26 protein-coding genes are annotated in these 25,711 nt (G+C 39.4%); 16 read left to right on the top strand and 10 right to left on the bottom strand.

Features of this window, described 5'->3' with window-relative positions; genetic code table 11:
- Positions 1 to 18 precede the first annotated feature (18 nt).
- The 8 genes from ACH30E_RS08235 to ACH30E_RS08200 all read left to right on the top strand — a co-directional run bounded on the left by ACH30E_RS08235 (position 19) and on the right by ACH30E_RS08200 (position 6,222).
- Positions 19 to 1,281: a sigma-54 interaction domain-containing protein gene (locus ACH30E_RS08235; protein WP_490824407.1), complete on the top strand. Its 1,263-nt coding sequence runs from the start codon at positions 19 to 21 to the stop codon at positions 1,279 to 1,281.
- 6 nt (positions 1,282 to 1,287) lie between these two features.
- A complete protein-coding gene (locus tag ACH30E_RS08230; RefSeq protein ID WP_490824406.1) occupies positions 1,288 to 1,815 on the top strand; it encodes an LptE family protein in 528 nt (175 codons plus the stop codon).
- 96 nt (positions 1,816 to 1,911) lie between these two features.
- Positions 1,912 to 2,796 carry a DUF8458 domain-containing protein gene (locus tag ACH30E_RS08225; RefSeq protein WP_294993186.1) on the top strand — a complete coding sequence of 295 codons (885 nt, stop codon included), beginning with the start codon at positions 1,912 to 1,914 and terminating at the stop codon, positions 2,794 to 2,796.
- 1 nt (position 2,797) lies between these two features.
- Positions 2,798 to 3,142 carry a preprotein translocase subunit SecG gene (secG, locus tag ACH30E_RS08220; protein WP_294993188.1) on the top strand — a complete coding sequence of 115 codons (345 nt, stop codon included), beginning with the start codon at positions 2,798 to 2,800 and terminating at the stop codon, positions 3,140 to 3,142.
- Positions 3,143 to 3,283: 141 nt separating this feature from the next.
- A complete protein-coding gene (gene mltG, locus ACH30E_RS08215; RefSeq protein WP_490824405.1) occupies positions 3,284 to 4,309 on the top strand; it encodes an endolytic transglycosylase MltG in 1,026 nt (341 codons plus the stop codon).
- Positions 4,310 to 4,316: 7 nt separating this feature from the next.
- Positions 4,317 to 5,276 carry a YihY/virulence factor BrkB family protein gene (locus tag ACH30E_RS08210; protein ID WP_294993194.1) on the top strand — a complete coding sequence of 320 codons (960 nt, stop codon included), beginning with the start codon at positions 4,317 to 4,319 and terminating at the stop codon, positions 5,274 to 5,276.
- Between the two features lie 57 nt (positions 5,277 to 5,333).
- Positions 5,334 to 5,927 (top strand): redoxin family protein, encoded by a 594-nt coding sequence (locus ACH30E_RS08205; RefSeq protein WP_294993197.1) that lies wholly within the window; start codon positions 5,334 to 5,336, stop codon positions 5,925 to 5,927.
- A 109-nt stretch (positions 5,928 to 6,036) separates the two neighbouring features.
- Positions 6,037 to 6,222 (top strand): hypothetical protein, encoded by a 186-nt coding sequence (locus ACH30E_RS08200; RefSeq protein WP_294993200.1) that lies wholly within the window; start codon positions 6,037 to 6,039, stop codon positions 6,220 to 6,222.
- A 1-nt stretch (position 6,223) separates the two neighbouring features.
- Here the strand turns inward: ACH30E_RS08200 and ACH30E_RS08195 are convergent, their stop codons facing one another.
- From ACH30E_RS08195 to ACH30E_RS08170, 6 genes are all read right to left on the bottom strand, one after another.
- Positions 6,224 to 6,712 carry a TlpA disulfide reductase family protein gene (locus ACH30E_RS08195; protein ID WP_294993203.1) on the bottom strand — a complete coding sequence of 163 codons (489 nt, stop codon included), beginning with the start codon at positions 6,710 to 6,712 and terminating at the stop codon, positions 6,224 to 6,226.
- 64 nt (positions 6,713 to 6,776) lie between these two features.
- Complete coding sequence (locus ACH30E_RS08190) at positions 6,777 to 7,367, bottom strand: TrmH family RNA methyltransferase (protein WP_490847333.1); 591 nt, start codon at positions 7,365 to 7,367, stop codon at positions 6,777 to 6,779.
- Positions 7,368 to 7,752: 385 nt separating this feature from the next.
- Positions 7,753 to 8,208 carry a hypothetical protein gene (locus tag ACH30E_RS08185; RefSeq protein WP_294993207.1) on the bottom strand — a complete coding sequence of 152 codons (456 nt, stop codon included), beginning with the start codon at positions 8,206 to 8,208 and terminating at the stop codon, positions 7,753 to 7,755.
- 187 nt (positions 8,209 to 8,395) lie between these two features.
- Entirely contained in the window at positions 8,396 to 9,409 is a 1,014-nt protein-coding gene (locus tag ACH30E_RS08180; RefSeq protein ID WP_490824404.1) for a dipeptide epimerase, read from the bottom strand.
- Positions 9,410 to 9,653: 244 nt separating this feature from the next.
- Positions 9,654 to 12,512, bottom strand: coding sequence for a 4-alpha-glucanotransferase (locus tag ACH30E_RS08175; RefSeq protein ID WP_490824403.1), 2,859 nt, complete (start codon positions 12,510 to 12,512; stop codon positions 9,654 to 9,656).
- Between the two features lie 84 nt (positions 12,513 to 12,596).
- A complete protein-coding gene (locus ACH30E_RS08170) occupies positions 12,597 to 14,201 on the bottom strand; it encodes a GMC family oxidoreductase (RefSeq protein WP_490824402.1) in 1,605 nt (534 codons plus the stop codon).
- 217 nt (positions 14,202 to 14,418) lie between these two features.
- Between ACH30E_RS08170 and ACH30E_RS08165 the strand changes: the two genes are divergently transcribed.
- The 4 genes from ACH30E_RS08165 to ACH30E_RS08150 all read left to right on the top strand — a co-directional run bounded on the left by ACH30E_RS08165 (position 14,419) and on the right by ACH30E_RS08150 (position 18,350).
- Positions 14,419 to 16,050: an acyl-CoA carboxylase subunit beta gene (locus tag ACH30E_RS08165; protein WP_294993217.1), complete on the top strand. Its 1,632-nt coding sequence runs from the start codon at positions 14,419 to 14,421 to the stop codon at positions 16,048 to 16,050.
- Between the two features lie 237 nt (positions 16,051 to 16,287).
- Complete coding sequence (locus ACH30E_RS08160; RefSeq protein WP_490824401.1) at positions 16,288 to 17,076, top strand: PhzF family phenazine biosynthesis protein; 789 nt, start codon at positions 16,288 to 16,290, stop codon at positions 17,074 to 17,076.
- Complete coding sequence (gene rnhA / locus ACH30E_RS08155; RefSeq protein ID WP_294993223.1) at positions 17,073 to 17,552, top strand: ribonuclease HI; 480 nt, start codon at positions 17,073 to 17,075, stop codon at positions 17,550 to 17,552. Before ACH30E_RS08160 ends, rnhA begins: the two co-directional genes overlap by 4 nt.
- A 150-nt stretch (positions 17,553 to 17,702) precedes the next feature.
- Positions 17,703 to 18,350 carry a Dph6-related ATP pyrophosphatase gene (locus ACH30E_RS08150; RefSeq protein WP_490824400.1) on the top strand — a complete coding sequence of 216 codons (648 nt, stop codon included), beginning with the start codon at positions 17,703 to 17,705 and terminating at the stop codon, positions 18,348 to 18,350.
- Positions 18,351 to 18,400: 50 nt separating this feature from the next.
- On the opposite strand, the gene ACH30E_RS08145 is transcribed toward ACH30E_RS08150, so the two are convergent.
- Both ACH30E_RS08145 and manA read right to left on the bottom strand, forming a co-directional pair.
- On the bottom strand, positions 18,401 to 18,967 hold the full coding sequence (locus ACH30E_RS08145) for a DUF6580 family putative transport protein (protein ID WP_294993227.1): 567 nt from the start codon (positions 18,965 to 18,967) through the stop codon (positions 18,401 to 18,403).
- Positions 18,968 to 19,017: 50 nt separating this feature from the next.
- Positions 19,018 to 20,253: a mannose-6-phosphate isomerase, class I gene (manA, locus tag ACH30E_RS08140; RefSeq protein WP_490824399.1), complete on the bottom strand. Its 1,236-nt coding sequence runs from the start codon at positions 20,251 to 20,253 to the stop codon at positions 19,018 to 19,020.
- 71 nt (positions 20,254 to 20,324) lie between these two features.
- Between manA and ACH30E_RS08135 the strand changes: the two genes are divergently transcribed.
- Positions 20,325 to 20,684: a YraN family protein gene (locus ACH30E_RS08135; RefSeq protein WP_294993233.1), complete on the top strand. Its 360-nt coding sequence runs from the start codon at positions 20,325 to 20,327 to the stop codon at positions 20,682 to 20,684.
- A gap of 97 nt (positions 20,685 to 20,781) precedes the next feature.
- A complete protein-coding gene (ygiD, locus tag ACH30E_RS08130) occupies positions 20,782 to 21,546 on the top strand; it encodes a 4,5-DOPA-extradiol-dioxygenase (protein ID WP_490824398.1) in 765 nt (254 codons plus the stop codon).
- An 11-nt stretch (positions 21,547 to 21,557) separates the two neighbouring features.
- Here the strand turns inward: ygiD and ACH30E_RS08125 are convergent, their stop codons facing one another.
- Positions 21,558 to 22,055: a YkgJ family cysteine cluster protein gene (locus ACH30E_RS08125; protein ID WP_490824397.1), complete on the bottom strand. Its 498-nt coding sequence runs from the start codon at positions 22,053 to 22,055 to the stop codon at positions 21,558 to 21,560.
- A 321-nt stretch (positions 22,056 to 22,376) separates the two neighbouring features.
- Between ACH30E_RS08125 and xerD the strand changes: the two genes are divergently transcribed.
- Together xerD and ACH30E_RS08115 are read left to right on the top strand one after the other, a co-directional pair.
- The gene (xerD, locus tag ACH30E_RS08120) at positions 22,377 to 23,291 is read left to right on the top strand and encodes a site-specific tyrosine recombinase XerD (protein ID WP_490824396.1); all 915 of its coding nucleotides are present in this window, start codon (positions 22,377 to 22,379) and stop codon (positions 23,289 to 23,291) included.
- A gap of 62 nt (positions 23,292 to 23,353) precedes the next feature.
- A complete protein-coding gene (locus tag ACH30E_RS08115) occupies positions 23,354 to 24,202 on the top strand; it encodes a DUF2911 domain-containing protein (RefSeq protein ID WP_294993244.1) in 849 nt (282 codons plus the stop codon).
- 118 nt (positions 24,203 to 24,320) lie between these two features.
- Here the strand turns inward: ACH30E_RS08115 and ACH30E_RS08110 are convergent, their stop codons facing one another.
- Positions 24,321 to 25,580, bottom strand: coding sequence for an aminotransferase class I/II-fold pyridoxal phosphate-dependent enzyme (locus ACH30E_RS08110; protein WP_490824395.1), 1,260 nt, complete (start codon positions 25,578 to 25,580; stop codon positions 24,321 to 24,323).
- Positions 25,581 to 25,711: the final 131 nt, after the last annotated feature.

Genomic DNA, 25,711 nt, shown 5'->3' with positions numbered 1-25,711 from the left:
CATCATCAAATTAATCTTATGGATCTTCAAAGTATAAAAAACAGGTTTGGGATTATAGGAAATGCGCCGGCATTAAACCATGCGCTGAATACTGCTGTGCAGGTTGCGGCTACTGATCTTACGGTGCTTATTGTGGGTGAGAGTGGTGTGGGTAAGGAAGTTTTTTCGCAGATTATTCATGCTTTATCCGCAAGAAAACATAACCCCTTTATAGCAGTTAACTGTGGGGCAATTCCGGAAGGTACCATCGATTCAGAATTGTTTGGACATGAAAAGGGTGCTTTTACCGGCGCGGTAGACAGCCGCAAAGGATATTTTGAAACGGTTAGTGGCGGTACCATTTTCCTCGATGAAATTGGCGAAATGCCATTGGGTACCCAAGCCCGATTACTACGTGTGCTAGAAACAGGAGAATTCATCAGGGTTGGATCTTCAAAAGTGCAAAAAACCGATGTGCGGGTAATTGCCGCAACCAACCGTGAATTATTAGAGTTTACACAAAAAGGCAGATTCAGGGAAGATTTATATTACCGTTTAAGTACCGTCCCTATCCGAGTACCTTCTCTGCGCGACCGTAAAGAAGATGTGCTCTTACTTTTCAGAAAGTTTGTAGTTGATTTTGCCGAGCGCTATAAAACAACCCCGGTACAGTTGGATGATGACGCAAAAACCCTGTTAATTAACCATCCATGGCAGGGTAATGTCCGCGAATTAAAGAATATTGCAGAACAAATTTCTGTGCTTAGTCAAACAACCCAGATATCTGCAGCAACACTTAGCCAGTTCTTACCAGATCAGGCTAAATATTCAAGAATGCCTGTTTTGGCGGGACAGTCTAACGGCGGATCTGGAGAGTTTGCCAATGAACGTGAAATATTGTACAAGTTGTTCTTCGATATGAAGAAGGATGTTACAGAGCTGAAAAAAATGTTCCTGGAAATATTGCAGAATCCTTCACTGGCAGGTTCTGCGGCTAATTTTACCAGAGATTCATTACTGCAGGATTTTCAATCGAACAGCGAACTTCAACCGGTAATGAATAACAGTGCCCCGCAGCACCAGATACTACCTGCGAATGGTCAGCCAGTAATATTGCATGATGAAGATATTCATCACCATGAAGAAGTGGAAGAATCGTTAAACATTATGGATAAGGAAAAGGAACTTATCCTGAAAGCATTAAAAAAACACAAGGGTAAGCGTAGAGATGCCTCGCTTGATTTAGGCATCAGTGAAAGAACCCTTTATCGGAAACTAAAAGAATACGATATTGAAGAATAATTAAGCATGAAAAAATCAACCGGTTCATATAATATACATGGTTTTCTTACCCTGATAATGTTGACTGTATTATTTGCAGGCTGCAAAGTGCAATACCAATTCAACGATGCAAGTATCGATCCCAAAGTAAAAACCATTAAGCTCAACTTTATCGACAATAAAGCATCGTATATCAACCCACAGCTTAGTCCAAAACTGAATGATAAACTGCAACAAAAAATAACCAATCAAACCAAACTCACCCGGGTAACCACTGATGATGCACATTATATAGTTGGGGGAAGTATTACTACCTATAACGGTACACAAACCGTGGGTGTTAGCAACAGACAAGCCAGTACCAACCGATTAACAGTTACCATTCATATCATCTTCAATAAAACACTAGACAACCAGAAAGAAGAATTTGATGTAAGCAGAAGTTTCGATTACAGTGCCAATTTAGCTTTCAATACAGCAGAAGCGCAATTATTAGATGAAGTAGTAAGAAATATGGTTGATGAAATATTTAACCGACTTTTTTCTAACTGGTAATCAATTAGTACATTTATCGCTACGAATTAACCCATTTAGAACAGTGGCAGGTTTAACTGCTTCTTTAAACTGGCTTAAATCAACCAATAGAAACAAATGAATGCCATCCGGGAAAAAGCTTTATTCCACTTAACAGGTCAGTCTTCTGCTGATTTTGTACCTGTTGATCAATTGGAGGCATTGGTGAAGTCGTACCCCTATTTTGCACCTGCACAGGTATTATACAGTGCCAGACTCAGGCAATTGGGTAATTCGGCTGCTTATGAAAAGTCTATTGGCAAGTCTTTATTACATATTCCCAATGCACTATGGTTTCAATATATCGTAGAAGTGGATGCCAGGACGGAAACGGTTGGTATGCCGGAAACTCCGGTAATTGATAAGCCGGTTCATAAAAATATTTCCATTCCTTCCATAGAAGACGTTCAGGATATTATCCGAGCCATAGATCCCCGGAAAATACCCGACAACCCTCCTGATGTAGACGATACTGATGCAGTTGATCCGGATGATACAGAGGCCCTCCCCCTACCCGATGCAAAGCTTTCAGATCTGTTATCGGAACAATTGGCCGATTTTAAAAAACCGGTTAAGGAGGATGAAAAGCTGGAAATTGAAACCGAGAAACTCCATACCATCGATTATTTTGCTTCTCAGGGCATTAAAATCGATCTGAGTAGTATTCCACAGGATAAGCTCACGTCCCAACTCAGGAAATTTACCGATTGGCTAAAGCAAATGAAGCAGGCAAACCCGTCAAATACAGACCTGGGAACCGGCTCCGACCTTGAACAGGCTGTGGCGCTGATAGCGGAAAATTCCAATGAATCAAGGGAGGTTGTGACCGAAACCATGGCCGAAGTGCTCGAAAAACAGGGGCAAACTGAGAAAGCAATCCAGCTCTATATTAAATTAAGTTTCATAAATCCTGAAAAATCCGCTTATTTTGCGGCCAGGATTCAACATTTAAAAGGTATATAAAATGATCATTCTGTTTCTTGTTCTGATTGTGTTAGCCTGTGTGGCACTAGGTTTTGTTGTACTGATTCAGAACCCCAAAGGTGGCGGCCTCTCTGCCAATGTGGGTGGCCTGACCAATAACTTTATGGGTGTTAAACAAACAACCGATGTATTGGAGAAAGGCACCTGGATCTTTGCTGCCATTATTGCTGTACTTGCACTTGTTTCAAGCCTGTTCCTGAAAGGTGGTTCAGGGGTTGATAATTCTGTATTACAAAAAGTAAATACAACTACCAGCCAACCTGCTCCAACGCCAACTGTTCCTGCAAATACTGCAACAGCTACACCGGACACTGGTAAGAAATAACCATAAAAAATATTCATTCAAAACCCTGCCTGGAGTACAGACAGGGTTTTTTGTTTAAATTGATGTGGTAAAACATCAACCATTAATTATTGGCATATTTATTGGCCTGAAATTGCTGGATAAAATCAATCTTTCAAACACATGAAACGGATATCGGCCTGGGCCTTTTTACTGGCGGTTTTTGTAGGTTCTGTAGCCGCATGGCTCCTTTTTGGGAGTACCACCAATTTTGATGAAAAGAGTCGCTATTTTATCATTCGGGAAGGACAAACAGATAAAGCAGCAGTATTGGCACTTTTAAAAGATGAAAATATTGTATCCCGTACAACTGGTTTGCAAATAATCGGGTCATTAACTACCCTCTGGCCAAAGTTGAAAGTGGGTAAATATGAAGTGAAGAAAGGTCAGTCGGCATTTAGTATAGCAAGAATGCTTCGTAATGGAAAACAGGCTGAGCTTAAACTGGTCATCAATAAAATTCGCACAAAAGCAGATCTTGCTAAATTGATAGGCAAACAGTTTTCAACGGATTCTGTCCAAACAATGGCATTTCTTTCATCTAATGATTCTTTGATTCAATTAGGTACAGATACTACTCTTTTGTTTACACAGATAATTCCAGATACGTATATTTTTTACTGGAACACTCCTTTGATTAAAATCATGCGTAAACTAAAAGACCGTAGCGAGCAATTCTGGCAACAAAATAACCGGCTCGCTAAAGCGCAGTCTAAAGGACTAACACAAACCGACGCATACACCCTTGCATCAATTGTGGAGGAAGAAACCAATTTCGACAGTGATAAATATAAGATCGCAAGTGTTTACCTGAACAGATTGGATAAAGGAATGCCCCTTCAGGCATGCCCTACGATAAAGTATGCGATGCAGGACTTTACCATTACCAGGATCTACGAAAAATACTTATCGAATCCTTCTCCTTACAACACCTATCGTAATAAAGGATTGCCTCCTGGCCCAATTTGTACCCCATCACCCAAAACAATCGATATTATTTTAGAAGCGCCCGTTACTGATTATCTTTTCTTTGTAGCTAAAAGCGACTTTAGTGGTTATCATCATTTTAGCGCTAATTATGAAGAGCATAATAAATATGCAAAAGAATACCAGCGTCAGTTAGATATCTATATGGCCAATAAAAAATAACGACATTTTGATTAAACTACAACGAATCATCATTTCCTGGAAACCTATTGCTTTTGTAATTCGCAAAAGCAAAACCCTTTTAATACCAGGGTTTCGTGGACTTCCATTGTATGATGTGGTTGTGTTCTTTTTCAAACAGATTAATAAAGTGGGATTAAATGAAAGGGCCTCAGCTATTTCATTTAATTTGATCATGGCATTGCCTGCTGCACTATTGTTTCTTTTCTCGCTTATTCCCTATTTTCCTGCATCCATCAATGTAGAAAAACAAATACTGGGGTTATTTAAGGATATATCGCCAGGTACAGAAACATACGAGTTCCTGGATAAAATTTTAGCTGATTTACTTGATAAACAAGTCGGTGTATTCTCCTTCGGATTTCTGTTATTGATTTTTTATGCTTCAAATGCCATGATTGGTATTATCAGAACTTTCGACAGATCTATTCAACAGCAGAAAGCATTTATATTTCACCAGCGCTGGAGAGCTATTCAATTAACCGCCATTCTAATTTTGTTAGTGCTTGGGTCGTCTATCGCTTTAATTGGACAGGAACAACTTTTGAAACTCCTGAAAAACTTATTCAACATACGATCACAATCACTTCCATTCTGGAATGTTTTACGCTGGCTGGTAATTATTGCGCTGGTATTTTATGGAATAGCTTTTACCTATAAATATGCTCCATCAGTTACCAAGAGATGGAAATTGGTAACTCCAGGCTCCTTACTAGCTACATTTTTAACCCTGATTACGACTATTATCTTTTCTTATTGGGTAAGTCTATTTGCCAATTCAAACTATAACCGAATTTATGGTTCAATTGGCACTGTATTGATTCTCATGCTATTGACTTATATCAATTCGTTAATTTTGTTAATTGGGTTTGAACTTAATGTTAGTATAACTTATCTTACAAGAGAAGCTGAACTCAGACAGCAAAAAGAAGCTGCTAAAGAAGTCTGATTTTTACACATCCAAAAAATAAGTCAGTCAATTTCTAACCTAATTAAAGTATACCTTATGAAAAAACTGTTTATAACAGCCTTGTTATTGGGTAGTCTTTTATCGCTAGAAGCCCAATCTCTATCCATTGGAGCTGATTTACCAATGGGTGATGTGAAAATGAAAGATGTTTCAGGAAAAGAAACGAGTATAAAAAATGAGTTTCAGCAAAATGGTGTATTGGTAATGTTCTCCTGTAATACATGTCCTTATGTAGTTAAAAACCAACAACGCACATTAAACCTGGCAGCTTATGCCAAACAAAATAATATTGGCATTATCCTATTGAATTCGAATGAAGCATCCAGAGATGATGATGATTCATTTAGTGCGATGCAGGAATATGCGAAAACCCAAGGGTATGATTTTGCTTATGTAGTTGATAAAGATTCGAAAATTGCCAATGCATTTGGCGCAACAAGAACGCCAGAGATATTTCTTTTTGATGCCAAGGGAAAATTACAATATAAAGGAGCCATAGATGATAACCCTTCCGATGCCGGAAATGTGAAACGTGTACATAGTGTTGAAGCCATTAATCAGCTTGTTAAAGGGCAATCCATTACAGTTCGTGAAAGTCGTTCTGTCGGTTGCGGCATTAAACGAAACTGATTCAATATCAATAAATTGTAAAAGCGGATTATTTAGGTAAAAAAAATATCCGCTTTTTTTATGGAAAATAATCGTTCAGGCATCCAATTAGTAACCAAACTACTGTTATATGCGACCCATTCTTATCATCATTATGCTGGTATTAATCGCTTATGCACTTGCTGAAGGGATAAACTATGGAAGCACAACTGGCATTGTATTAGCAACCTGCAGTCTGATTGCCCTTGTTTATGCCATTTATCTTACTACGCGTATGGATAAACAGTTAGAAGAATCTGAAAATGATTACCAATAGTTTATTGCGCAGTCAATGCGTTTAACTCCTGTATAAACTTTTGTTCCGGTAATTGCTGCGCAAAAAACTTCCGGTATTTTTTCTTTTTATTTACCATTAGTGTAACTGGGATAGCTCCATCCCACTGTTTGTCTATTTTAGGACAAAAAACATCGGCATCTGTTTCATCAAGCCAGATGATGGTAGAGCTGTAATTATTTTTCTTTGCAAAATCGGCAATTCCTTTTGGATAGTCGTCTGCAAAATCCAAACTCACCAGTAATAATTTTACCTGTTGATCTTTGTAAGAAGCAACTGCTTTTTCGAACCAGGGAATTTCTTTGATACATGGAGGGCACCAGGTTGCCCAAAAATTTACGACCAATGGAACAGAAGTTGTATCAATGATTTTCTGCAGGTCCTTGATCTTGACTTTCTGAATATTTTTTTGTTGCGCTTCTGCCTGGTTTAATAATAAAATACAGGCAAAAAGAAAGCATATTTTTTTCATTTTCAACTTATATAAGTTTATAGAATTACTCGACCCCGACAGACAGAACTAAAACCGTATTAAACTAAGTTTCTTCTTCATATCCCCATTCCTGTAACAATTGTTCTTGTCTTTCAGTAGACATAGACACCTGGTTATACTGTCCAGCTATTTGCTTTTGACGACAGGCTTCATAAATACTTACAGCACAAGCTACAGAATTGTTCAGGCTTTGGATAATACCCATTTGTGGTATGACGAAATTGCCATCAGCAAGAGCCCTTATTTCATCGCTAACACCTGCATGCTCATTGCCGAATACAAGTGCAATGCTTTCCGTAAAATTAATATCATAAAGACTTATCGCATCTGAAGCAAGATGGGTGGTTAATATTTTCTTATAGTTCTTTCGTAGGTCCTGAAAGCAGAGCTGAGCATCTTCATACTGGTGTATGGTTAACCATTTAGCGGCACTACTGCTGCTTTTAGGTCCAAATTTCAAGTGTCGGGGGATTTTGGTGTTCAGAATATAAATATCCTGTATACCAACTGCATCACAAGTGCGCATAACGGCGGAAATATTATGCGGATCCTGTACATTTTCCATAACAACAGCCAGATTCGCCTGTCTGTTCTGCAGAACCCGGAGTAATTTTTCTCTTCGTGCTGGCGTCATAACCCGAAAGTCGGTACTAAATCAGAAATAGACAAAAGAATGTTGAATAACGAATCATTGCTGTCAGGGGATAAAACAGCTATTAGCCATTAGCTGTTAGCCATTAGCTTTTTTGCTATGAATTTAACCATCTACGATCAGAACCGAGACAATTAAATACTTCTTTAAAGTAGGATTTTTACAAAACAAATTTGCAAGCCCTGTCATTTATTCCATTATTAGTAGATAGTCTAAAATAACCGCCAATCCTGGCTAACAGCTAAAGGCTAAAAGCTAAAAGCTGTTATTTACAGGACAATATTGAATAACGAATGATGAATAACGAAGGAGGGGTTGTGCTTTACTTCAACGTTCATCATTCATTATTCATCATTCACCATTGCCCTTACCATCTACCGCGGCCGCGATCGTGGTCTCTCCTGTCTCGACGGTGATCGTCGCGGTCATATCCTCTTCTTTTATCAACAATTACTACCGGTGGTCTGTAGGCAGTGTATTGACGGCCATATCTTTCCCGATAATATTGAGGGCGGGCGAAAGGATTTGGGTCGTTAATCACCACTTTATTACCACGGTAAAGATCGAATCCACGATAGGCTCTTGGCAATTCACTCACATATATCCATCTGCCACGTTCGAGGTATACGAAACGGCGTTGGGGAATATTATAGTAGACATCGATTTCGGGGAAATAGTAGAAGTCTCCCGCATAGTTACCAGGCAAGCCCCAGGCTGGTCGTTGACCAATATTCACGTTGAGGTTTACCCTCACTTGAGCTTCGGATGTGTTGATCAGTAATACTGATAATACAATGGCGATGGGTAAAATTTTCTTTTTCATGACTAATCGTTTTTAGCGTTTAAATACATGAAACTTGCCGATGAATATTGCAGGTAATCCTAACACTATTATGGCTCATTTCATGGTTTGTTGGTTTATACATTATATAAGCCAAACGCAATGCCAGAAATGGCCACAACTGTTATAAAAAAGTGAATGTGGAAATAGCTGAATTGGCGTACACCGATTAAATCAGTTGTACACCGAATCCCGGTTTACCGGTTAATTGAACTTTACCAAAATCGTAGTTAAGTCCTGATGCAATATCTTCTGCCAATAGCAATGGCCCATCCATATCCACGTAATCCAGTTGTGGTAAAAACTGGGCTATTGCAGCAGATCCAATGGTAGATTCATTCATACTGCCCATCATTACTTTTAATCCCAGTGTTCTTGCTTCCTGAATCATTCTGATTGCGGGGGTAAGTCCACTGCACTTGGTAAGTTTAATATTGATTCCATGAAAATGACCGGCACATTTTTTTACATCATGTTCCGATACACATGATTCATCCGCAAATAAAGGAAGTGAAGATTTTTCGTATAAAATTTTCATCCCCTCCCAATTATCTTTTGCCAGTGGTTGTTCAATGAACTCAACCCCTAATGTTGCCAGTTGAGGAATTTTGCTCAATGCCTCTTCGGTTGTCCAGCCAGCATTGGCATCAATCCTGAAACTTGCATTGGTGTATTGTCTTAATGCCTCAATAATGGCTATATCCTGAGGAGTGCCAAGTTTTATTTTATATACGGGCCATGGGTGGGCTTTCATTTTATTGACCATCACATCAATAGTGTCGATGCCAATCGTATAATCTGTTTCAGGTGTATGATCCCACTCAGTATTCCATAATTGGTAAACAGGTTTCCCCTTCATCTTACCAAAAAGATCCCAGCAGGCCATGTCGAGGGCACAAACCAAAAAAGGGTTATTAGGAAGCAAATGATGCAGATAATGCCAATATCGTTCTGGCTCCGTAAGTGCAAATTTTTCGATCATTACCCTGTGTTTCTCCAGGTCGGCGATCATTTCCTCTACGGTAATATTGTAATAGGTAATAGCAGGCGCTTCACCAAAGCCCACAAATGGGCCAAGTTCAAGGGCCACAATTAGTGAAGGCTGGTGTGTTTTGGTTCTTCCGTGAGAAATGGTAAATGGGTATTGAAATGGCAGATTGATTGCCCGATAACTCAGTTTCAAAGGGATTGATTTTGGAATCGCAAATATAATAGATATGCCCTAGTGATGCCTATTGAATTAATAAGTGCCGGATTTTATTCAACAGATTATTGTTATGATGGCTAACGACTTGGTATTCGGGTGTAACTGGATTTATGCAATTTAGACCATAGTCCATGGTCCATGGTCAATATTCTATGGACTATGGTCTATGGACTATGGACTATCGACTATGGTCTATGGACCAGCTTCTCAAAGGATGCAACTAGGCTCTCCCACTTGCCTTTACAAAGCCATGTATTTCCTCTGTGAATAGCGATTCTTTGAGTAATTCTTCTATACTTATATGTAAGCGGTAACGCCAGTAATGTTTAGGGTTTGCCGGAACATTGATTCTTTCGGAATTGGGATTTTCACGTCTGAGTACTGCATTCATGCCAAGTAAGTCTTGTAGCTGAAATACTGCCCACATTGCGGGTGAATATAAATGTTGCAATACAATGGACTGATTGATCCAGGCTTCGCAGTAATTCGGTGCTTCGCCCCACTGACCCAATTCGTGGTTGTAAAATTGCTGAATCCTTTCCTTGTCTTCTTCCCACCATCCACGAATTGTACTCATGTCGTGGGTTGATGGAGTCACCACACTGAGGTATGGAGCATCATTCGGGTGAAAGAAAGTCTTCTTAGGATCTTTTGGCATCCTTTGAATTTCCAGGCTCAAAAGTCCGAGTTGACGCATTACATCAGGTACACAATCTGGTACCATTCCAAGGTCTTCTCCACATATCAGCATATTGGTTACCCTTTTCAACGCAGGGAGTTTTTGCATGGCTTCATTCTTCCAGAAATCATCCTGACGACGATAGAAATAATCTATGTAGAGCGATTTAAGTAAACCCTGTACATGTGCATCAAGATAGCGGAAGGATGAGGTATTTTCTATACCGATACGAAAATGAAATGAGTCATTGCTTGCTTCTGCTGCAGGGAACAATAACACATTACTGATCAGGTCATACAATCCTTTTTTTACTTTTTCATGCTGCTCATCCTGTTCAAGTGTATTAAAATAGGCTTCCACTTGTCGTTGTGTAGCAAATGTTGGTTTAAGGCGATAAAATCCTTCCCCATCCGGTTCAAGGAATTCTTTTTTTACCAGGTCATTATCATACCCAAAAAGTTCCCATAATACATTTTCGTTGATAAAAGGCTGGGTAAAGCGATGGTGATCGAACGAAATACCTCTTTGTTGAAATTCATTGATATGAACAGGAATAGCGGGAACAAAATGTCCCATAATGCCTTCAACCGCATGCATTGGAATACTCCATATACGGAAGAAGCCGAGAATATGATCGATTCGGAATGCGTCAAAATAATCGCTCATTTGGGCGAATCTTTGCTTCCACCAGGCAAATCCATCTGCTTGCATTTGTTGCCAGTTGTAAGTAGGGAAACCCCAGTTTTGACCAGCTACAGCAAAATCATCAGGTGGCGCACCCGCCTGTGCATCCATGTGATATAATTCAGGATGCTGCCACGCATCTGCTCCATGTCTGTACACGCCAATTGCAATATCTCCTTTGAGTATGATGCCGTTTTGATGAGCATAGGCGGTAGCTTCTTTCAATTGCAGATGTAACTGGTACTGTATATAATAATGAAGGGCTATTTCCGGATATGCGGCCGTATCAGCAGCAGTTAACGCATTGATTTCTTCTTCACGAAAATGCCTGTAAGCAGGCCACTGGCTAAAATCAACGGTGCCATATTGATCGCGGAGATAACAAAACGCAGCATAAGACTGCAGCCAATGTTTATTTTGATTAAAATAGTCCTTAAAACCTTCTGTAGCTAAAGTTACTAGACCTTTTTCAGCATAAACTTTTGTAATCAGCTTTGTCTTGAATTTCAGTACAGCCTCATAATCAATTTCTGTTAATGCATTCAGTTTTGCTTTTTCAACATTGATTTGTTTCTGAAGTTTTGCGTCATCCGTAACCAATGCATCCAGGTTCAGGTAAATGGGATGTAATGCAAAGGCAGAAATAGCGGCATAGGGATAAGAATCCATCCAACTATGGGTTGCAGTAGTATCATTAATGGGCAAAAGCTGAATCATTTTCAACCCTGCTTTAACGGCCCAGTCAACCATCAGTTTCAGGTCGGTAAACTCCCCGATACCTAATCCATGTTCTGTTCGAATGCTAAATACAGGAATGGCTACCCCTGCTCCTTTCCAATTGCTTTCAGGCAAAACAGCAAAGCCATCGTGTACTATCGTGAGTTTATCTTTTTGAGCTACTTCATGCAGTATGCGATTATTGCCTTCTTCAAAGCGAATAAATTTCTGCTGGATTATATCAAAGACTCCGTATTTATAAGCAATGGGAAATCCATCCTTATTTAAGTTCAAGGCAGTTTCATAATAATCAGACCCTGGTTGTTTTGATAATAACACAGGAGATGCTGTATCCCAGAAGCCTAAAGTATTACTACTACCTACAAGGCAAACCGTTTCCCCCTTTTTTAATAAGGGCGTTTTCACACGCATTATATGCGTATACGATTTTGGTTGATCAATTTTGAAGAAAGTGTTATTATCCTTAAGTAATACCTGTTTAAAAGGTTCTGTATAAAAAGCATTTTCAAAATACCCAGCATAGTTCCAGGTATCTATAATATGCAAATGGTTCACTTTTGTAGTGAGCAGGTTGAATGTTTTGTCATTACCCCAATCCTGTTGTATAGAACCATCCGCATTTCGAAGTACATAATGATAGGTAACTTCTCCTGTACAATCTGCTGATTCAAAAGGAAGCGTTAATACCCAGTATTCTTCATTAAAATATTGCATGGGAACGGCCTGCTCTACCTGATCACTTCCCAATAATGGATGATTACCCAACACGAGTAGGTCTTGTCCGAATGATGTATTAAATCGTATTTGAAAAGTTACATGTTTAACCCCTGACTTGGGTTTGGCTGGCTTTTTTGCGGCCTTTTTAGCAACAGGCTTAGTTTGCGCAGACTTTTTAGGGCTAGATTTTTCTGTTCCTTTGCCGGTTATGGGCATAGGTTTACCTTTTGGTGCTGCAATCGTTTTTTTAGTAGTAGCCACTTGAGCTGGTTTTGGAGTCACAAAGTAGTTATTTAATGTGTAAATACAACACAATAATTCAATAATAGGCAGGCAAAACTAAGACTACCAGCTTGATTTAATAAGGTCGGCTGCTTTTTCTGCAATCATAATAGTAGCAGCATTGGTATTACCGGAAATTATTTCTGGCATAATCGACGCATCTACAACCCTGAGGGCTTTGATCCCATGTACCCTTAACTGATGGTCAACAACAGCGTCGGCTCCATTTCCCATTTTACAAGTACCTACAGGATGATATAAGGTTTCCAGGCTTCGGTTGATGTGTTGGTGTAGTGCTGCTTCATTATCCGGATCCTTGGGCAAGTTTATTCCGTCTATGCAATAGGCATTCATGGCATTAGTGCGCATTAATTCGATGGCTTTTTGTAATCCTGCCAACAGTTTATCACGATCATTTTTTTCACTTAATACATTAGGATTGATAACCGGATAATCTTTTGGGTTAGCAGTTTTTAAACCAATGGTTCCCCGACTTTGTGGTTTCAATAAAATTGCTAAAATGCCAATACCACTCTGTTTGGGAAAACTATTCAGGTTATAGATATCCGTGCTATAATCGTCTGCAATACCAACCGGAACAAAATGAAATTGGATATCGGGTCTTGTGGATTGGCTATCTGATGCTATGAATGCATTGGCTTCTATAGGACTGTTTGCAAGAGGGCCATTCTTCATTAATAAATGTTGTAAAAAAGCCATGCCCATTTTAACCGGCGACAACAGTGCATTACCAGTAGGCAAAATAGTTTGGGCACCAACACCTGTCCATACATGATCTTGCAGGTTTTTACCAACACCTTCTAAATGATGTAAAATATTAATTCCAGCTCTTCCCAATTCTATCGGGTCTCCAATACCGGATAACATTAATAATTGTGGGGATTGAATGGTACCGGCACTTAGCAGCACTTCTTTTTTGCAATTGATGCGTTCAGTGCCAGTTTGTCCAGACATCACTTCTACCCCAACGGCCGTTCCATTTTCAATTAAAATTGATTTTACCTGGCAACCGGTTCTGATAGTAAGATTTGTTCGCTTCTTTGCAGGCTTTAGAAATGCAGTTGCCGTGCTGTGACGCATATTATTTCTGATGGTAAACTGAAGTAAGGAAGCACCCATTTGATCAGCACCATTATAATCATCGTTCCTGGGTATACCCACTTCCTCGCAAGCCTGTAAAAAAACATTGGATAGTGGGTGCGGTTGCATAGACTGAGTAACAGTCAGCGGCCCTTCCCAACCATGGTATTCACCACCAAATTGCAGGTTGTGTTCCGATTTTTTGAAATAGGGTAATACTTCCTCGTAAGACCATCCACTGTTACCCATAGCTGCCCAATCATCAAAGTCTGCCCGATTACCCCGAACATATGCCATTGCATTGGTTGAGCTACTTCCTCCCAATGTTTTACCCCTTGGTATATATAAGCGTCTGTTATCAATATTCTTTTGAGGAGTGCTCCAGAATGCCCAGTCTACCTCTGATCTATGCAGCTTTCCATAAGCACCCGGAATATGTATTTCTTTTTTGGTATCACGCCCACCTGCTTCCAGTAATAATACTGAACAGGCTTTGTTTTCAGATAAACGATTGGCCAGTACACAACCCGCTGATCCAGCACCGATGATGATGTAGTCGAATGACATAAACGAAATATTGCAGTTGGTTTCGAATTTTGCTCAAAGGATCCAATCACCAGCGATAAAGCCAGTTTAACAACAGTTTGATTGCTGTTCCGCTAAAAATAAACGAAATTGTCTGCTATACAAGCTTTCAGGATAGATTTGATCATAATACAACAGATGGTCCATGTTTATCCATCAATCCCAACCCCTATCTTTGTAAAAACTAACAATTGTTCGTATGACTGATTTGGCATTTAACAGGAATGAAGACTGGATGAAACTTAGCACAGTACAGCTTAATCAACACATGGAAAAAATTAAGCTGGGCGGTGGGAAAAAATCAATGGAAAAACAAAAAGAACGCAACAAGTTAACCGCAAGGGAGCGTATTGAATATTTATGCGATAAGGATCAACCCTTTGTTGAAATAGGTGCTTTTGCAGGTTTTGAAATGTACCAGGAAGAAGGTGGCTGCGCGGCAGGCGGAACAGTAGCAGGTATTGGTTATGTGAGTGGCAGACAAGCTGTAATTGTTGCCAATGACCAAACTGTAAAAGCCGGTGCATGGTTTCCTATTACTGGTAAGAAAAACCTGCGGATGCAGGAGATTGCCATGGAAAACCGTTTGCCGGTAATTTATCTGGTAGACAGTGCAGGTGTATACCTGCCGATGCAGGATGAAATATTTCCAGATAAAGAACATTTTGGCCGCATATTCAGAAACAATGCCCGTATGAGTGCTATGGGTATTACACAAATAGCTGCCGTAATGGGCGCTTGTGTGGCCGGAGGGGCCTATCTGCCAATTATGAGTGATGAAACATTGATGGTTGAAGGCAACGGAAGCATATTTCTGGCAGGTGCCTATTTAGTAAAAGCTGCAATTGGGGAGGATATTGATAATGAAACATTGGGTGGTGCAGTTACACATACCGAAATAAGTGGTATTGCTGATTATAAGTTTAAAACCGAAACAGACTGCCTCGACCACGTCAAAAAAATGATGTCGAAACTGGGTAGTCCACAGCAAGCGGGATTTAACCGAATTGCGGCAAAAGCACCTGTAAAAAATCCAGCTGAATTATATGGAATAATACCAGAAGGAAACCTGAAACCATATGATATGCTTGAGATTATCGAGCGTATTACAGACAACAGTGAATTTGAACAATACAAACAGGATTATGGCAAAACCATTCTCTGCGGATACGCCCGTATTGAAGGATGGGCCGTTGGTATTGTAGCAAACCAACGTTTGATCTGTAAAAATAAAAAAGGTGAAATGCAGATTGGCGGTGTTATTTATAATGATAGTGCCGATAAAGCCGCAAGGTTTATCATGAACTGTAACCAGAAAAAAATCCCCCTTGTTTTTTTACAGGATGTAACCGGTTTTATGGTAGGAAGCAGAAGCGAGCACAGTGGCATTATTAAAGACGGTGCCAAACTGGTGAATGCTGTTGCCAATTCAGTTGTTCCAAAAATTACCATCATTGTTGGTAATAGTTATGGTGCAGGAAATTATGCCATGTGCGGTAAAGCCTATGATCCTCGCTTTATTTATGCTTGGCCCTCTGCAAAAATTGCGGTTATGGGTGGAGAGCAGGCTGCCAAGACTATGGCGCAAATACAGGTTGCAGGTTTAAAAGCCAAAGGCAAAGAAGTGGATAAGCAGGAAGAACAGGATTTATTGAATGAAATAAAAGGGAGATATGAAAAACAAACAACTCCCTATTATGCCGCTGCAAGACTTTGGGTAGACAATATCATTGACCCGATTGAAACCAGGAAAGTAATTGCGGAAGGACTGAATGCCGCCAACCATAACCCTGATATGGAAACTTTTAAAACAGGTGTTTTTCAGGTTTAAATGCAATATAATTTAGCTGCAAGCATTAGATAAGCGTAGGATGGAACACAGATTTTCATGATCTTCAAGATCTATCATGATAAATCTTGAAGATCATGAAAATCTGTGTCCCATAAACGGGTTATTTGCAGTCCGAACCTTGTCAGAATGACTCCTGCTTTTGATTTAAACGTATTATCTATAAACGGTTAACATTCTTGGCTTGAATCCATTTACTTTGCGATCAATAATTATACTATGTCTTCATACCCAATTTATACGGTAGATGCTTTTACCGATCATGTATTCGGAGGAAATCCGGCAGCGGTTTGTCCACTTAAGGAATGGTTACCGACAGAAACCATGCAACAACTGGCCGCAGAAAACAACCTTTCAGAAACGGCTTATTTTGTACAAAGAGCTGATGGTGATTACGATATCCGCTGGTTCACGCCTGAATTGGAAATTGATCTTGCCGGACACCCTACACTAGCTACTGCTTATGTATTGTTTTATGAACTAGGATACGCCAAAACCACCATACAATTCCATAGCAAAAGTGGTCTTCTAACGGTTTCCAGGAATAACGATCTGATGGAAATGAATTTTCCTGCACGTATGCCGGTTGCTTGTGAAATTCCAGCGCACTTACTGGAAGGATTCAGTATTAAACCTAAAGAAGTATTGCGTTCCCGCGATTATTTCCTGATTTATGAATCGGAAGAAGAAGTATTAAATGCGGTGCCTGATTTTACGAAACTGAACCAGGTAGAAACGCTCGGCATTATTATCACTGCAAAAGGAAAAGAAACGGATTTTGTATCCCGCTTCTTTGTACCTAATTCTGTTATAGGGGAAGATCCTGTTACCGGTTCTGCACACGCAACACTAATTCCATATTGGGCCAATACATTAAACAAAACTAGTTTAACAGCAGTTCAACTCTCTAAACGAAAGGGACATCTCTGGTGCGGATTGCAGGGCGATCGTGTTACTATTTCCGGCAAAGCAGTTTTATACATGAAAGGAACATACAGGATACAATGAGTGAAAAGGAAAAGCATCAATTAATTATATATACAGATGGTTCATCCAGGGGTAACCCGGGGCCGGGTGGATATGGTATTGTTTTGATCTGGGGAGATAAGCGAAAAGAAATTTCAGCAGGATACAGACTCACCACCAATAACCGAATGGAATTATTAGCGGTGATTGTTGCATTGGAATCTCTCACCAAAAAAAATATCGCCGTTACCATTTATACCGATAGCCAGTATATTGTAAATACAGTAGAAAAAAAATGGTTAGACAACTGGATCCGAACAGATTTTAAAGGCGGCAAAAAAAACAAGGATCTGTGGTTACGTTATAAAGCAATTGCCAATCATTTCAAGGTACGTTTTGTTTGGGTTAAAGGTCATGCCGATAACCCCTGGAACAATCGTTGCGATGAGTTAGCAACATCGGCTGCAGATGGCAATCATTTGTTGGTGGATGAGGAATTTGAAAATTTGAAAATTTGAAAATTTGGAAATGTGGGAAGCTTTTATTGCCAATGGTCGACTAGAAATCAGTTTTTAATCAGAAAATAAATTGTCAGGATGAATCATTTGTGTCTTAGACACAAATATTCATCATTTTCAAATTTTCAAATCTTCAAATTTTCAAATTATATGCATTCTCTCTCTTCCTGGAGTGGTGGTAAAGACAGTTGTTTTGCTTTGATGAAAGCAATGGAAGCAGGGTTAAAACCTGCTGTTCTTTTGAATGTGATGAACGAGTCGGGAAAAATTTCCAGGAGTCATGGTATCCCTGAAAACATACTGAGGGCGCAGGCTGCGGCAGCAGGCTTACCTATACACCTGATCAGCAGTAGTTGGCAGGATTATGAACAAAATTTTGTGGCAGCACTACTTTATCTAAAGACAAATTATCACCTAACGCATGCTGTGTTTGGCGATATAGACCTGCAAGCACATCGTGACTGGGAAGAAAAGGTATGTGGCAAAGCAGGGTTAGAAGCCTATCTCCCATTATGGTTAGGCGACAGAAGAAAGCTTGTGTTTGAAATGATGCAATCAGGTATTGAGACTATGATTGTAAGCTGTAATTCCATCATGGGGCCATCCTTTTTAGGTAAAACTATTACGCCTTCTTTGGTAGATGAATTAGAAGCGCTTGGAGTTGATGCATGTGGTGAAAATGGAGAATTTCATACACTGGTGTACAATTGTCCGCTTTTTTCAGATGCACTTAATGTGTCTGTTACCAATAAAATGGAGCATGAGCAATATTGGTTCTCGGAGCTTGTACTCACATAAAAAAGCAGCTTATCAATCGATAAGCTGCTTTTCAAAAAGGATTTATAACCTTATTTAATTAGTTCTGCCTTATTTTTTGATTGGGTCAACAGGTAATGGCCACCGAATAGTATTGCGGAGAATACTACTGTAGCTATTAAACTGTTTCCGTAAAAAGGTAATGCATCGGTGTAACATTGAATTAAACCTTCAAATGTCTTTGTACGGTTCAATCCACCGCCGCCAGACCATACCATGAAATTTGATACGAGGAAAAAAGTAGTTGGAGAAGCGAGGGAACCCAACAATACATGCATAGGTTTTCCATTTCTCAATAAAAATCCAAAACAGGTTAACCCGGTAAATAATAGATAGTTCTGCCATTGACCACTATAAAAGCCTTGTATTTCAGTTAATCCGTTTACATATAATGCCTGGTAAAGCAAATCTGAAAGAAACATTGAAATCAATGGTATAATAAAAGCCCATTTTTTATCTTTTACAAATAAGGCCCCTGCAAATAACCCAATGGCAAATTGTGGAGCAAATCCCCAAGGCCTGTTTGGCATTGCACGATAAATAGCACTTAGAAAAACAGTAAGTACGATCGAAATAATTAAGGAACGGTTCAATTTCATTGTAATGAGTTTCAGCAGCAAAAATAGGTCTTATCGGTAAAGTTCAGCCCTCAATTTTCCTCATTTTGTGCATAAGCATTTTTTAATGGAACAAATGCTTTACATAATTGGGTTTTACCTGAGGTTTGAAAATGGTAATCCTGACCTGGAAAAACAATAAAAGCATCTCCTTTTTTGCGCACTAATTGATTATTTATGATTACCCCTCCTTCCATCACTATCCAGATTTCAGGTCCGAATGCATGGTCCTCAAATGTTCCTGACTCGGCTAAAGAAACATGTGTAAGGCCAAAATCCGGAACAGGAAATTCAAAAACCGTTTCCCCATCTTTTAGTTTGGTGCCTTTTAAAATCTGAGGTATTACAGGGTCAAAACTGGTATTAGCCAATAATTCAGCCACATCAATGTATTTGCTGGTTAATCCACCCCTTAATACATTATCACTGTTAGACATTAATTCTACATTTTGTCCTTCGAGGTATGCATGTGGAATACCTGCCCCCTGAAAGATGGCTTCTCCGGGTTGCAACTGTACTATATTGAAAAAATAAATTGAGAATACGCCTCTGTCGATGTCCCCAGCCGGGTTTGTATCATGGTAATATTTTGAAACCCACCAACCCGGATCGTTTTTGGTAAGAATACCATCTTTCTTATTACGTATCTCTCTTTTAACCAAGGGCATTAAAAGGTTGGTTACGGATGCCTGATCCATTTCCATGATAAAACTGTACAATGACTTAATTCCTTCCTTTTTGAAAAGAGGCAATAGTACCTGAAATTCGTTTACAGAATCAAGTGTAGCTGCTAGCTTTACTTCATTTTTAAATCCATGTAACAGCCAGAACTCACTGATAGCCAGCATAACTTCTGGCTTATGATTTTCATCCTTGTAATTTCGATTATATGCATTTCTGGCTATTCCGAGATTATCTTCCCTTGCATAACCCGCTTTAGCGACTTCTCTGGTTGGATGCACCTGGATTGAAAGCATTTGATTTACATCCAGTATTTTCAGAAGGTATGGCAAGCCACCAAATTGTGCCAAAACTGAAGGTGAAAGAGCCTGTTCAGGATTTTGATTAATCAGATCCGTCAAAGTATATATTTCGTTTTGAACGGTCACCGATGCTAATCCAAGTGGATGAACCCCCAGCCAATATTCTGCAAAGGGTTTGTTTTCTTCATTTTTTATCCCCAAAAGAGCAGGCAAAAAGCTAAAGCCACCCCACTCGTAGTGCTGCACTTTACCTTGGATGGGAAGAATAGTATACGACGATTGCATAACAGGATTTATAGATGAAGTAACGTCGAAAACAGCCTAAATAATATATCAGTAATAAGTTTTAACAATCTATGGCAAATCATAACCAGCAAATAGGGCAGCAAGGAGAAGAAATTGCCTGCTCCTATCTTAAAGAAAATGGGTTCGAAATTCTGGAGCAAAACTGGCGCTTTAAGCATTGGGAAGTAGATATCATTGCTTCCAAAGCCCGAAAACTGCATTTTGTTGAAGTAAAAACAAGAAACTCTCACCGATTCGGTAAACCGGAAGAAAGCATAACAAGGGAAAAAATGAACCACCTGAAAAATGCTGCAGAAGCATACCAATTACAAAATCCCAGTTGGAAATACCTCCAATTTGATGTGATAGCTATTACGCTAGTAAATGGTATCGCAAAAGAAATATTTCGAATTGATGATGTTTATTTCTGAAGATGCTAAATAGTTTGTATATTTAATGTCTAAACATTGAATATTGTCTTTTCAAACCCTTCATCAGATCCTAGGGAACAGTGCAACCACCCAAAAAATGCCTGCTCTATTTGTAGGACATGGAAGTCCTATGAACGCAATTGAATACAATGAATTCTCTACTGGCTGGCATAATATCACGAAAGAAATTCCAACTCCAACAGCCATACTTTGTATTTCGGCTCATTGGGAAACCCGGGGAACATTTGTTACAGCTATGGAAAAGCCATCTACCATCCATGACTTCTACGGCTTTCCTAAACCACTATTTGATGTTCAATACCCTGCACCTGGAAGTCCAACTCTTGCAGCACTCACACAAGAAATTGTTACAAAGGAAGTCATACAACCAGATTATAAATGGGGATTAGATCATGGATGCTGGAGTATTCTGAACCACATGTATCCTAAAGCGGATATTCCTGTTGTTCAACTTAGTATGAATCAATTACAAAAACCGGAATGGCATTATCAGTTTGCCAGAGAATTGACGGCACTTAGAAATAAAGGTGTTTTAATTGTTGCTAGCGGAAATATGGTACATAATCTCCGGATGATCGACTGGCATAAACCAGATTCAGGTTATGATTGGGCAGTTGAAGCAAACCAGCAATTCAAATCGATGATTATACAAGGCGATTACCAGCCGTTAAGTAACTATACTATGCTGGGCAAAGCCGTACAACAATCGATTCCTACACCAGAGCATTTTCTTCCTTTATTGTACCTGCTTGGACTAAAATCGCCAGAAGATAACATGCATTTTTTCAACGACAAGACCATTTATGGTTCTATCTCTATGACTTCAGTCTTGATGGGATAATGAATCAGAGATTAGAACCGTTCCATCATTTTTTCTACCATCTTAAAAGTGGCCGGACAATATTCAACGTTTTGTTGATGTACGTGAATATATTCTACCATTTTCTTTTTCTTCAAATGAGGGAACCCGGCACAATCAGAAGGCCTTACTTCATAAATCGCACACATATTGGTAGACATATCCAGGAACTGACATGGTTGTTTTTTATTCATCCAATCACCATCCTCTTCATCAAAGTATAACCATTTCTCTTTAAACTCCTTAGGCGACATGCTGAAATGAGTGGCTATTCTTTTAATATCCGTATTCGTAAAAGTGGGGCTCATTGTTTTACAACAATTGGCACAGGATAAGCAGTCAATCTCCTTCCACACTTCTGTATCAATTGTTTCAGCAATCTTATCCAAATGTCTGGGCGGGTTCTTCTCAATTTTACCTAAGAATTTTTTAAATGCCTTCTGGTGATGTCGTACTTTCTGTTTAAACGAACGGAGATTAATCGGCTGCATGTACAGTATTAAAGTGTTTGGCTTGCAATATCGGTGAGCAGCGGCGTTATGCCAAATCATTTTATACAATGTAGTATTCGGCACAGGTTCTGACTTATGGCAGTTTAGACAATGGTCCATAGACCATAGTCAATAGTCAATAGTCAATGGTAAACGCATTGATTCAAATAATAGTATTAGATTCAAATAAGTTTCAATCAAGACTAGAAGCTAAGGCATAACTGAAAATATCATTACCGCTAATGAATCCTTATTTTTACCTTGGTAAAAATCAAAAGCATTCCATTTTCAAATCTTCAAATTCACTAATTTTCAAATTATATGTGGGATGCCTATAAAAAAGGATTTAAAGCATTTTTACGGCTGGAGAAATCGCTGAGCGATTTAACTGTGGAAGCTTATCTCCGTGATGTTGAAAAACTTACCCAATACCTTTTACTTAACGAAAAACAAGTAGCTCCTTCCGGAGTTGTTTTAAAAGATCTTCAGGGTTTTGTAAAGTGGATCGGAGAACTTGGCATGACCGCCACTTCACAGGCCAGGATCATTTCTGGAATCAGAAGTTTTTATAAATACCTGCTTACCGAGCAATCCATAACCGTTGACCCATCTGCGTTATTGGAAGCACCAAAAACCAAAAGGGCATTACCCGATGTTTTAAGTTTTGAGGAAATTGAACTGATTATCCAGCAAATAGATTTGAGTAAACCAGAAGGTGGTCGCAATAAAGCCATACTTGAAACCATGTATAGTTGTGGCTTACGGGTAAGCGAAGTGGTAGGATTAAAGATTTCCTGTCTATACCTTGATGTAGGTTTTATAAGGGTAATCGGAAAAGGTGATAAAGAAAGACTGGTACCAATCGGTTCAGATGCCATTAAGTGTATTAAAATATACAAAGAACAAATAAGGGTGCACCAACAACCCCAGCCTGGCTTTGAAGATATTTTGTTCCTGAATGGCAGGGGGAAGCATTTATCAAGGGTAATGATATTTTATATTATCCGGGATCTGGCCCAGAAAGCCCGGATAAACAAACAAATTTCCCCGCATACATTCCGTCACTCTTTCGCTACCCATCTGGTAGAAGGTGGCGCAGATTTAAGAGCTGTGCAGGAAATGTTAGGGCATGAAAGCATCACCACTACTGAAATTTATACACACCTCGATCGGGATTTTCTTCGAAATACCTTACAGCAATTCCACCCTGCCTTTAAAAAAAATAGCCTTCGTTAACAAAGAACAAGCTTTATTGAATGATTTTCGGGTAGTTTTGTGACTCTAAAACAATTATCAGTATGAAAAAACTTTTATTGCTTGCCGCTACTGTATGCAGCATCAATGCGTTTGCACAAATCAATATGCCCCAGCCCAGTACTACTCAAACCATAAAACAGGCTTTTGGCATGGGAACAATTGAATTAACCTATTCAAGACCAAATATCAATGGCCGCAGTTACCTGAAAGAAGGCAGCGACCTGGCTCCACTTAATGTAATGTGGAGAACCGGTGCCAATGCAGCTACCCGTCTTACTTTCACTGATAATGTTACAATTGGCGGTAAAAGATTAGATACAGGTGCTTATGTATTATACACTATCCCCGGAAAAGACAATTGGGAAGTTATCCTAAACAAAGGTTTATCTAACTGGGGTACAGATGGATATAAAGAAGCAGAAGATGTGGTTAGATTTAAAGTAAAAGCCGATAAATCAGCAGGTAATACCGAAACGTTTACCATGCAATTTGCCAATATCGCTCCGGAAACCTGCGATCTGACTATTATATGGGGTGGTACTTCTGTACGTATTCCCATAAGTACAAACATTAAAGATCGTATTCGTGCTCAGGTAGAAAAGGCTTTAAGTGCCGAAAAGGTAAATCCAAATGCTTACTTCCCTGCTGCTAACTTTTATTATGAAATGGATAAAGACCTGAATAAAGCATTAGTAGCAGTTACAAAAGCAACCGAATCAAATCCGAACGGTTTTTGGATGTTTCTTTTAAAGGCCAAAATTCAGCGCGACCTGGGAGATAAAATAAGTGCGAAAGCCAGTGCAGAAAAATGTATCGAATTAGCCAAAGCTGCTCCCACACCAAACTTAGAATACGTAAAACTCGGCACAGAGTTGATCAAAAAATTATAAGTAAACACTTCGAGTCTAATTAATAAAAGAAGCCGCCCAAAATGAGCGGCTTCTTTTATTAATATACTAACTTCGAAATTTGTCATTCCTCTGTTCCTCTGTTCCTCTGTTCCTCTGTTTATTTCGCTTCCGCCATATCAGGAATCGCTTCTACCTTATAAGCTCCGGCATCCAGTTTGGCTTTGGTTTCACTGAAAGCTTTCAATGTTTCTTCAATATCCTGATCCGTATGTGCGGCTGTAGGAATCAATCTATAGATGATATGTCCTTTAGGAATTACCGGATACACAACAATAGAACAGAAAATATGATAGTTTTCGCGGAGGTCCATTACCATTGCAGTAGCTTCTTCTACCCCACCTTTCATATAAACAGGTGTAACAGGAGTATCGGTTTTACCAATATCAAAACCTCTTTCTTTTAGTCCATTCTGCAATTTCATGGCATTGCTCCAGAGTTTTTCTTTTAACTCAGGCATGGTGCGCAACATATCCAATCTTTTCAAGTTACCAATTACAATAGGCATCGGTAAGCTTTTGGCAAAGATTTGAGAGCGGATATTATAACGAATAAAATCGATGATGATTTTTGGTCCGGCCATAAATGCACCGATTGATGCCATTGATTTTGCAAAAGTGGAGAAATAAAGATCGATTGCATCCTGACAACCCTGTGCTTCACCTGCACCTGCTCCAGTTTCACCAAGTGTACCAAAACCATGTGCATCATCTACCAGCAGACGAAATTCATATTTAGCTTTTAATGCGGCTATTTCTTTTAATTTACCCTGATCACCGGCCATTCCGAATACACCTTCAGTAATTACAAGGATGCCACCGGTTTTTTGTTTTTCAATTAAAGCGGTTGCACGTTGTAATTGCTTTTCACAATCCTCCATATCATTATGCTTGAATACATAACGATGTCCGGGGTGCAAACGTAATCCATCAATTATACAAGCATGACTTTCTGCATCATAAACAATCACATCATGTCTGCCACAAATTGCATCTATAGCACTCATGATACCCTGATAACCAAAATTCATCAGGATAGCATCTTCTTTTGATTCGAAAGCGGCCAGTTCCTGCTCTAGCTGCTCGTGGTAATTACTGTTTCCGCTCATCATCCTTGCTCCCATAGGTAATGCAAGACCAAACTGCTGAGAAGCTTCTGCGTCGGTTTTACGAACTTCCGGGTGATTGGCAAGACCCAGGTAGTTATTCAGGCTCCAGACAATCATTTCCTTTCCACGAAAAATCATCCTGCTTCCAATTTCACCTTCCAGTTTTGGAAAAGCGAAATAACCATGCGCACGCTCACGGTGCTGACCAATTGGACCATAGTTCTTAACCAGTTTCTCAAAAATGTCTGCCATATTATTAAATTATTACTTTGGTTCGAAATTGCCGCAAAACTAATCTTTTTAAGACTATGGGGCAAGCTGATTTATACACGGTATCGTATCTTCACCCCGTTTTAAGCTTCTACAAAGGAAAACTCAATCTC

It is taken from the genome of Sediminibacterium sp. FW305-C-61 (assembly GCF_058231065.1).
The sequence above is the reverse complement of the archived record's forward strand: the minus strand, read 5'-3'. Positions and strand labels throughout refer to the sequence as shown.

Excerpts from the sequence above, each read along its gene's own strand:
- ACH30E_RS08235 (WP_490824407.1), top strand. The coding sequence starts at position 19 with ATGGATCTTCAAAGTATAAAAAACAGGTTTGGGATTATAGGAAATGCG.
- ACH30E_RS08230 (WP_490824406.1), top strand. The coding sequence starts at position 1,288 with ATGAAAAAATCAACCGGTTCATATAATATACATGGTTTTCTTACCCTG.
- ACH30E_RS08225 (WP_294993186.1), top strand. The coding sequence starts at position 1,912 with ATGAATGCCATCCGGGAAAAAGCTTTATTCCACTTAACAGGTCAGTCT.
- secG (WP_294993188.1), top strand. The coding sequence starts at position 2,798 with ATGATCATTCTGTTTCTTGTTCTGATTGTGTTAGCCTGTGTGGCACTA.
- mltG (WP_490824405.1), top strand. The coding sequence starts at position 3,284 with ATGAAACGGATATCGGCCTGGGCCTTTTTACTGGCGGTTTTTGTAGGT.
- ACH30E_RS08205 (WP_294993197.1), top strand. The coding sequence starts at position 5,334 with ATGAAAAAACTGTTTATAACAGCCTTGTTATTGGGTAGTCTTTTATCG.
- ACH30E_RS08200 (WP_294993200.1), top strand. The coding sequence starts at position 6,037 with ATGCGACCCATTCTTATCATCATTATGCTGGTATTAATCGCTTATGCA.
- ACH30E_RS08195 (WP_294993203.1), bottom strand. The coding sequence starts at position 6,712 with ATGAAAAAAATATGCTTTCTTTTTGCCTGTATTTTATTATTAAACCAG.
- ACH30E_RS08190 (WP_490847333.1), bottom strand. The coding sequence starts at position 7,367 with ATGACGCCAGCACGAAGAGAAAAATTACTCCGGGTTCTGCAGAACAGA.
- ACH30E_RS08185 (WP_294993207.1), bottom strand. The coding sequence starts at position 8,208 with ATGAAAAAGAAAATTTTACCCATCGCCATTGTATTATCAGTATTACTG.
- ACH30E_RS08170 (WP_490824402.1), bottom strand. The coding sequence starts at position 14,201 with ATGTCATTCGACTACATCATCATCGGTGCTGGATCAGCGGGTTGTGTA.
- ACH30E_RS08165 (WP_294993217.1), top strand. The coding sequence starts at position 14,419 with ATGACTGATTTGGCATTTAACAGGAATGAAGACTGGATGAAACTTAGC.
- ACH30E_RS08160 (WP_490824401.1), top strand. The coding sequence starts at position 16,288 with ATGTCTTCATACCCAATTTATACGGTAGATGCTTTTACCGATCATGTA.
- rnhA (WP_294993223.1), top strand. The coding sequence starts at position 17,073 with ATGAGTGAAAAGGAAAAGCATCAATTAATTATATATACAGATGGTTCA.
- ACH30E_RS08150 (WP_490824400.1), top strand. The coding sequence starts at position 17,703 with ATGCATTCTCTCTCTTCCTGGAGTGGTGGTAAAGACAGTTGTTTTGCT.
- ACH30E_RS08145 (WP_294993227.1), bottom strand. The coding sequence starts at position 18,967 with ATGAAATTGAACCGTTCCTTAATTATTTCGATCGTACTTACTGTTTTT.
- manA (WP_490824399.1), bottom strand. The coding sequence starts at position 20,253 with ATGCAATCGTCGTATACTATTCTTCCCATCCAAGGTAAAGTGCAGCAC.
- ACH30E_RS08135 (WP_294993233.1), top strand. The coding sequence starts at position 20,325 with ATGGCAAATCATAACCAGCAAATAGGGCAGCAAGGAGAAGAAATTGCC.
- ygiD (WP_490824398.1), top strand. The coding sequence starts at position 20,782 with ATGCCTGCTCTATTTGTAGGACATGGAAGTCCTATGAACGCAATTGAA.
- ACH30E_RS08125 (WP_490824397.1), bottom strand. The coding sequence starts at position 22,055 with ATGCAGCCGATTAATCTCCGTTCGTTTAAACAGAAAGTACGACATCAC.
- xerD (WP_490824396.1), top strand. The coding sequence starts at position 22,377 with ATGTGGGATGCCTATAAAAAAGGATTTAAAGCATTTTTACGGCTGGAG.
- ACH30E_RS08115 (WP_294993244.1), top strand. The coding sequence starts at position 23,354 with ATGAAAAAACTTTTATTGCTTGCCGCTACTGTATGCAGCATCAATGCG.
- ACH30E_RS08110 (WP_490824395.1), bottom strand. The coding sequence starts at position 25,580 with ATGGCAGACATTTTTGAGAAACTGGTTAAGAACTATGGTCCAATTGGT.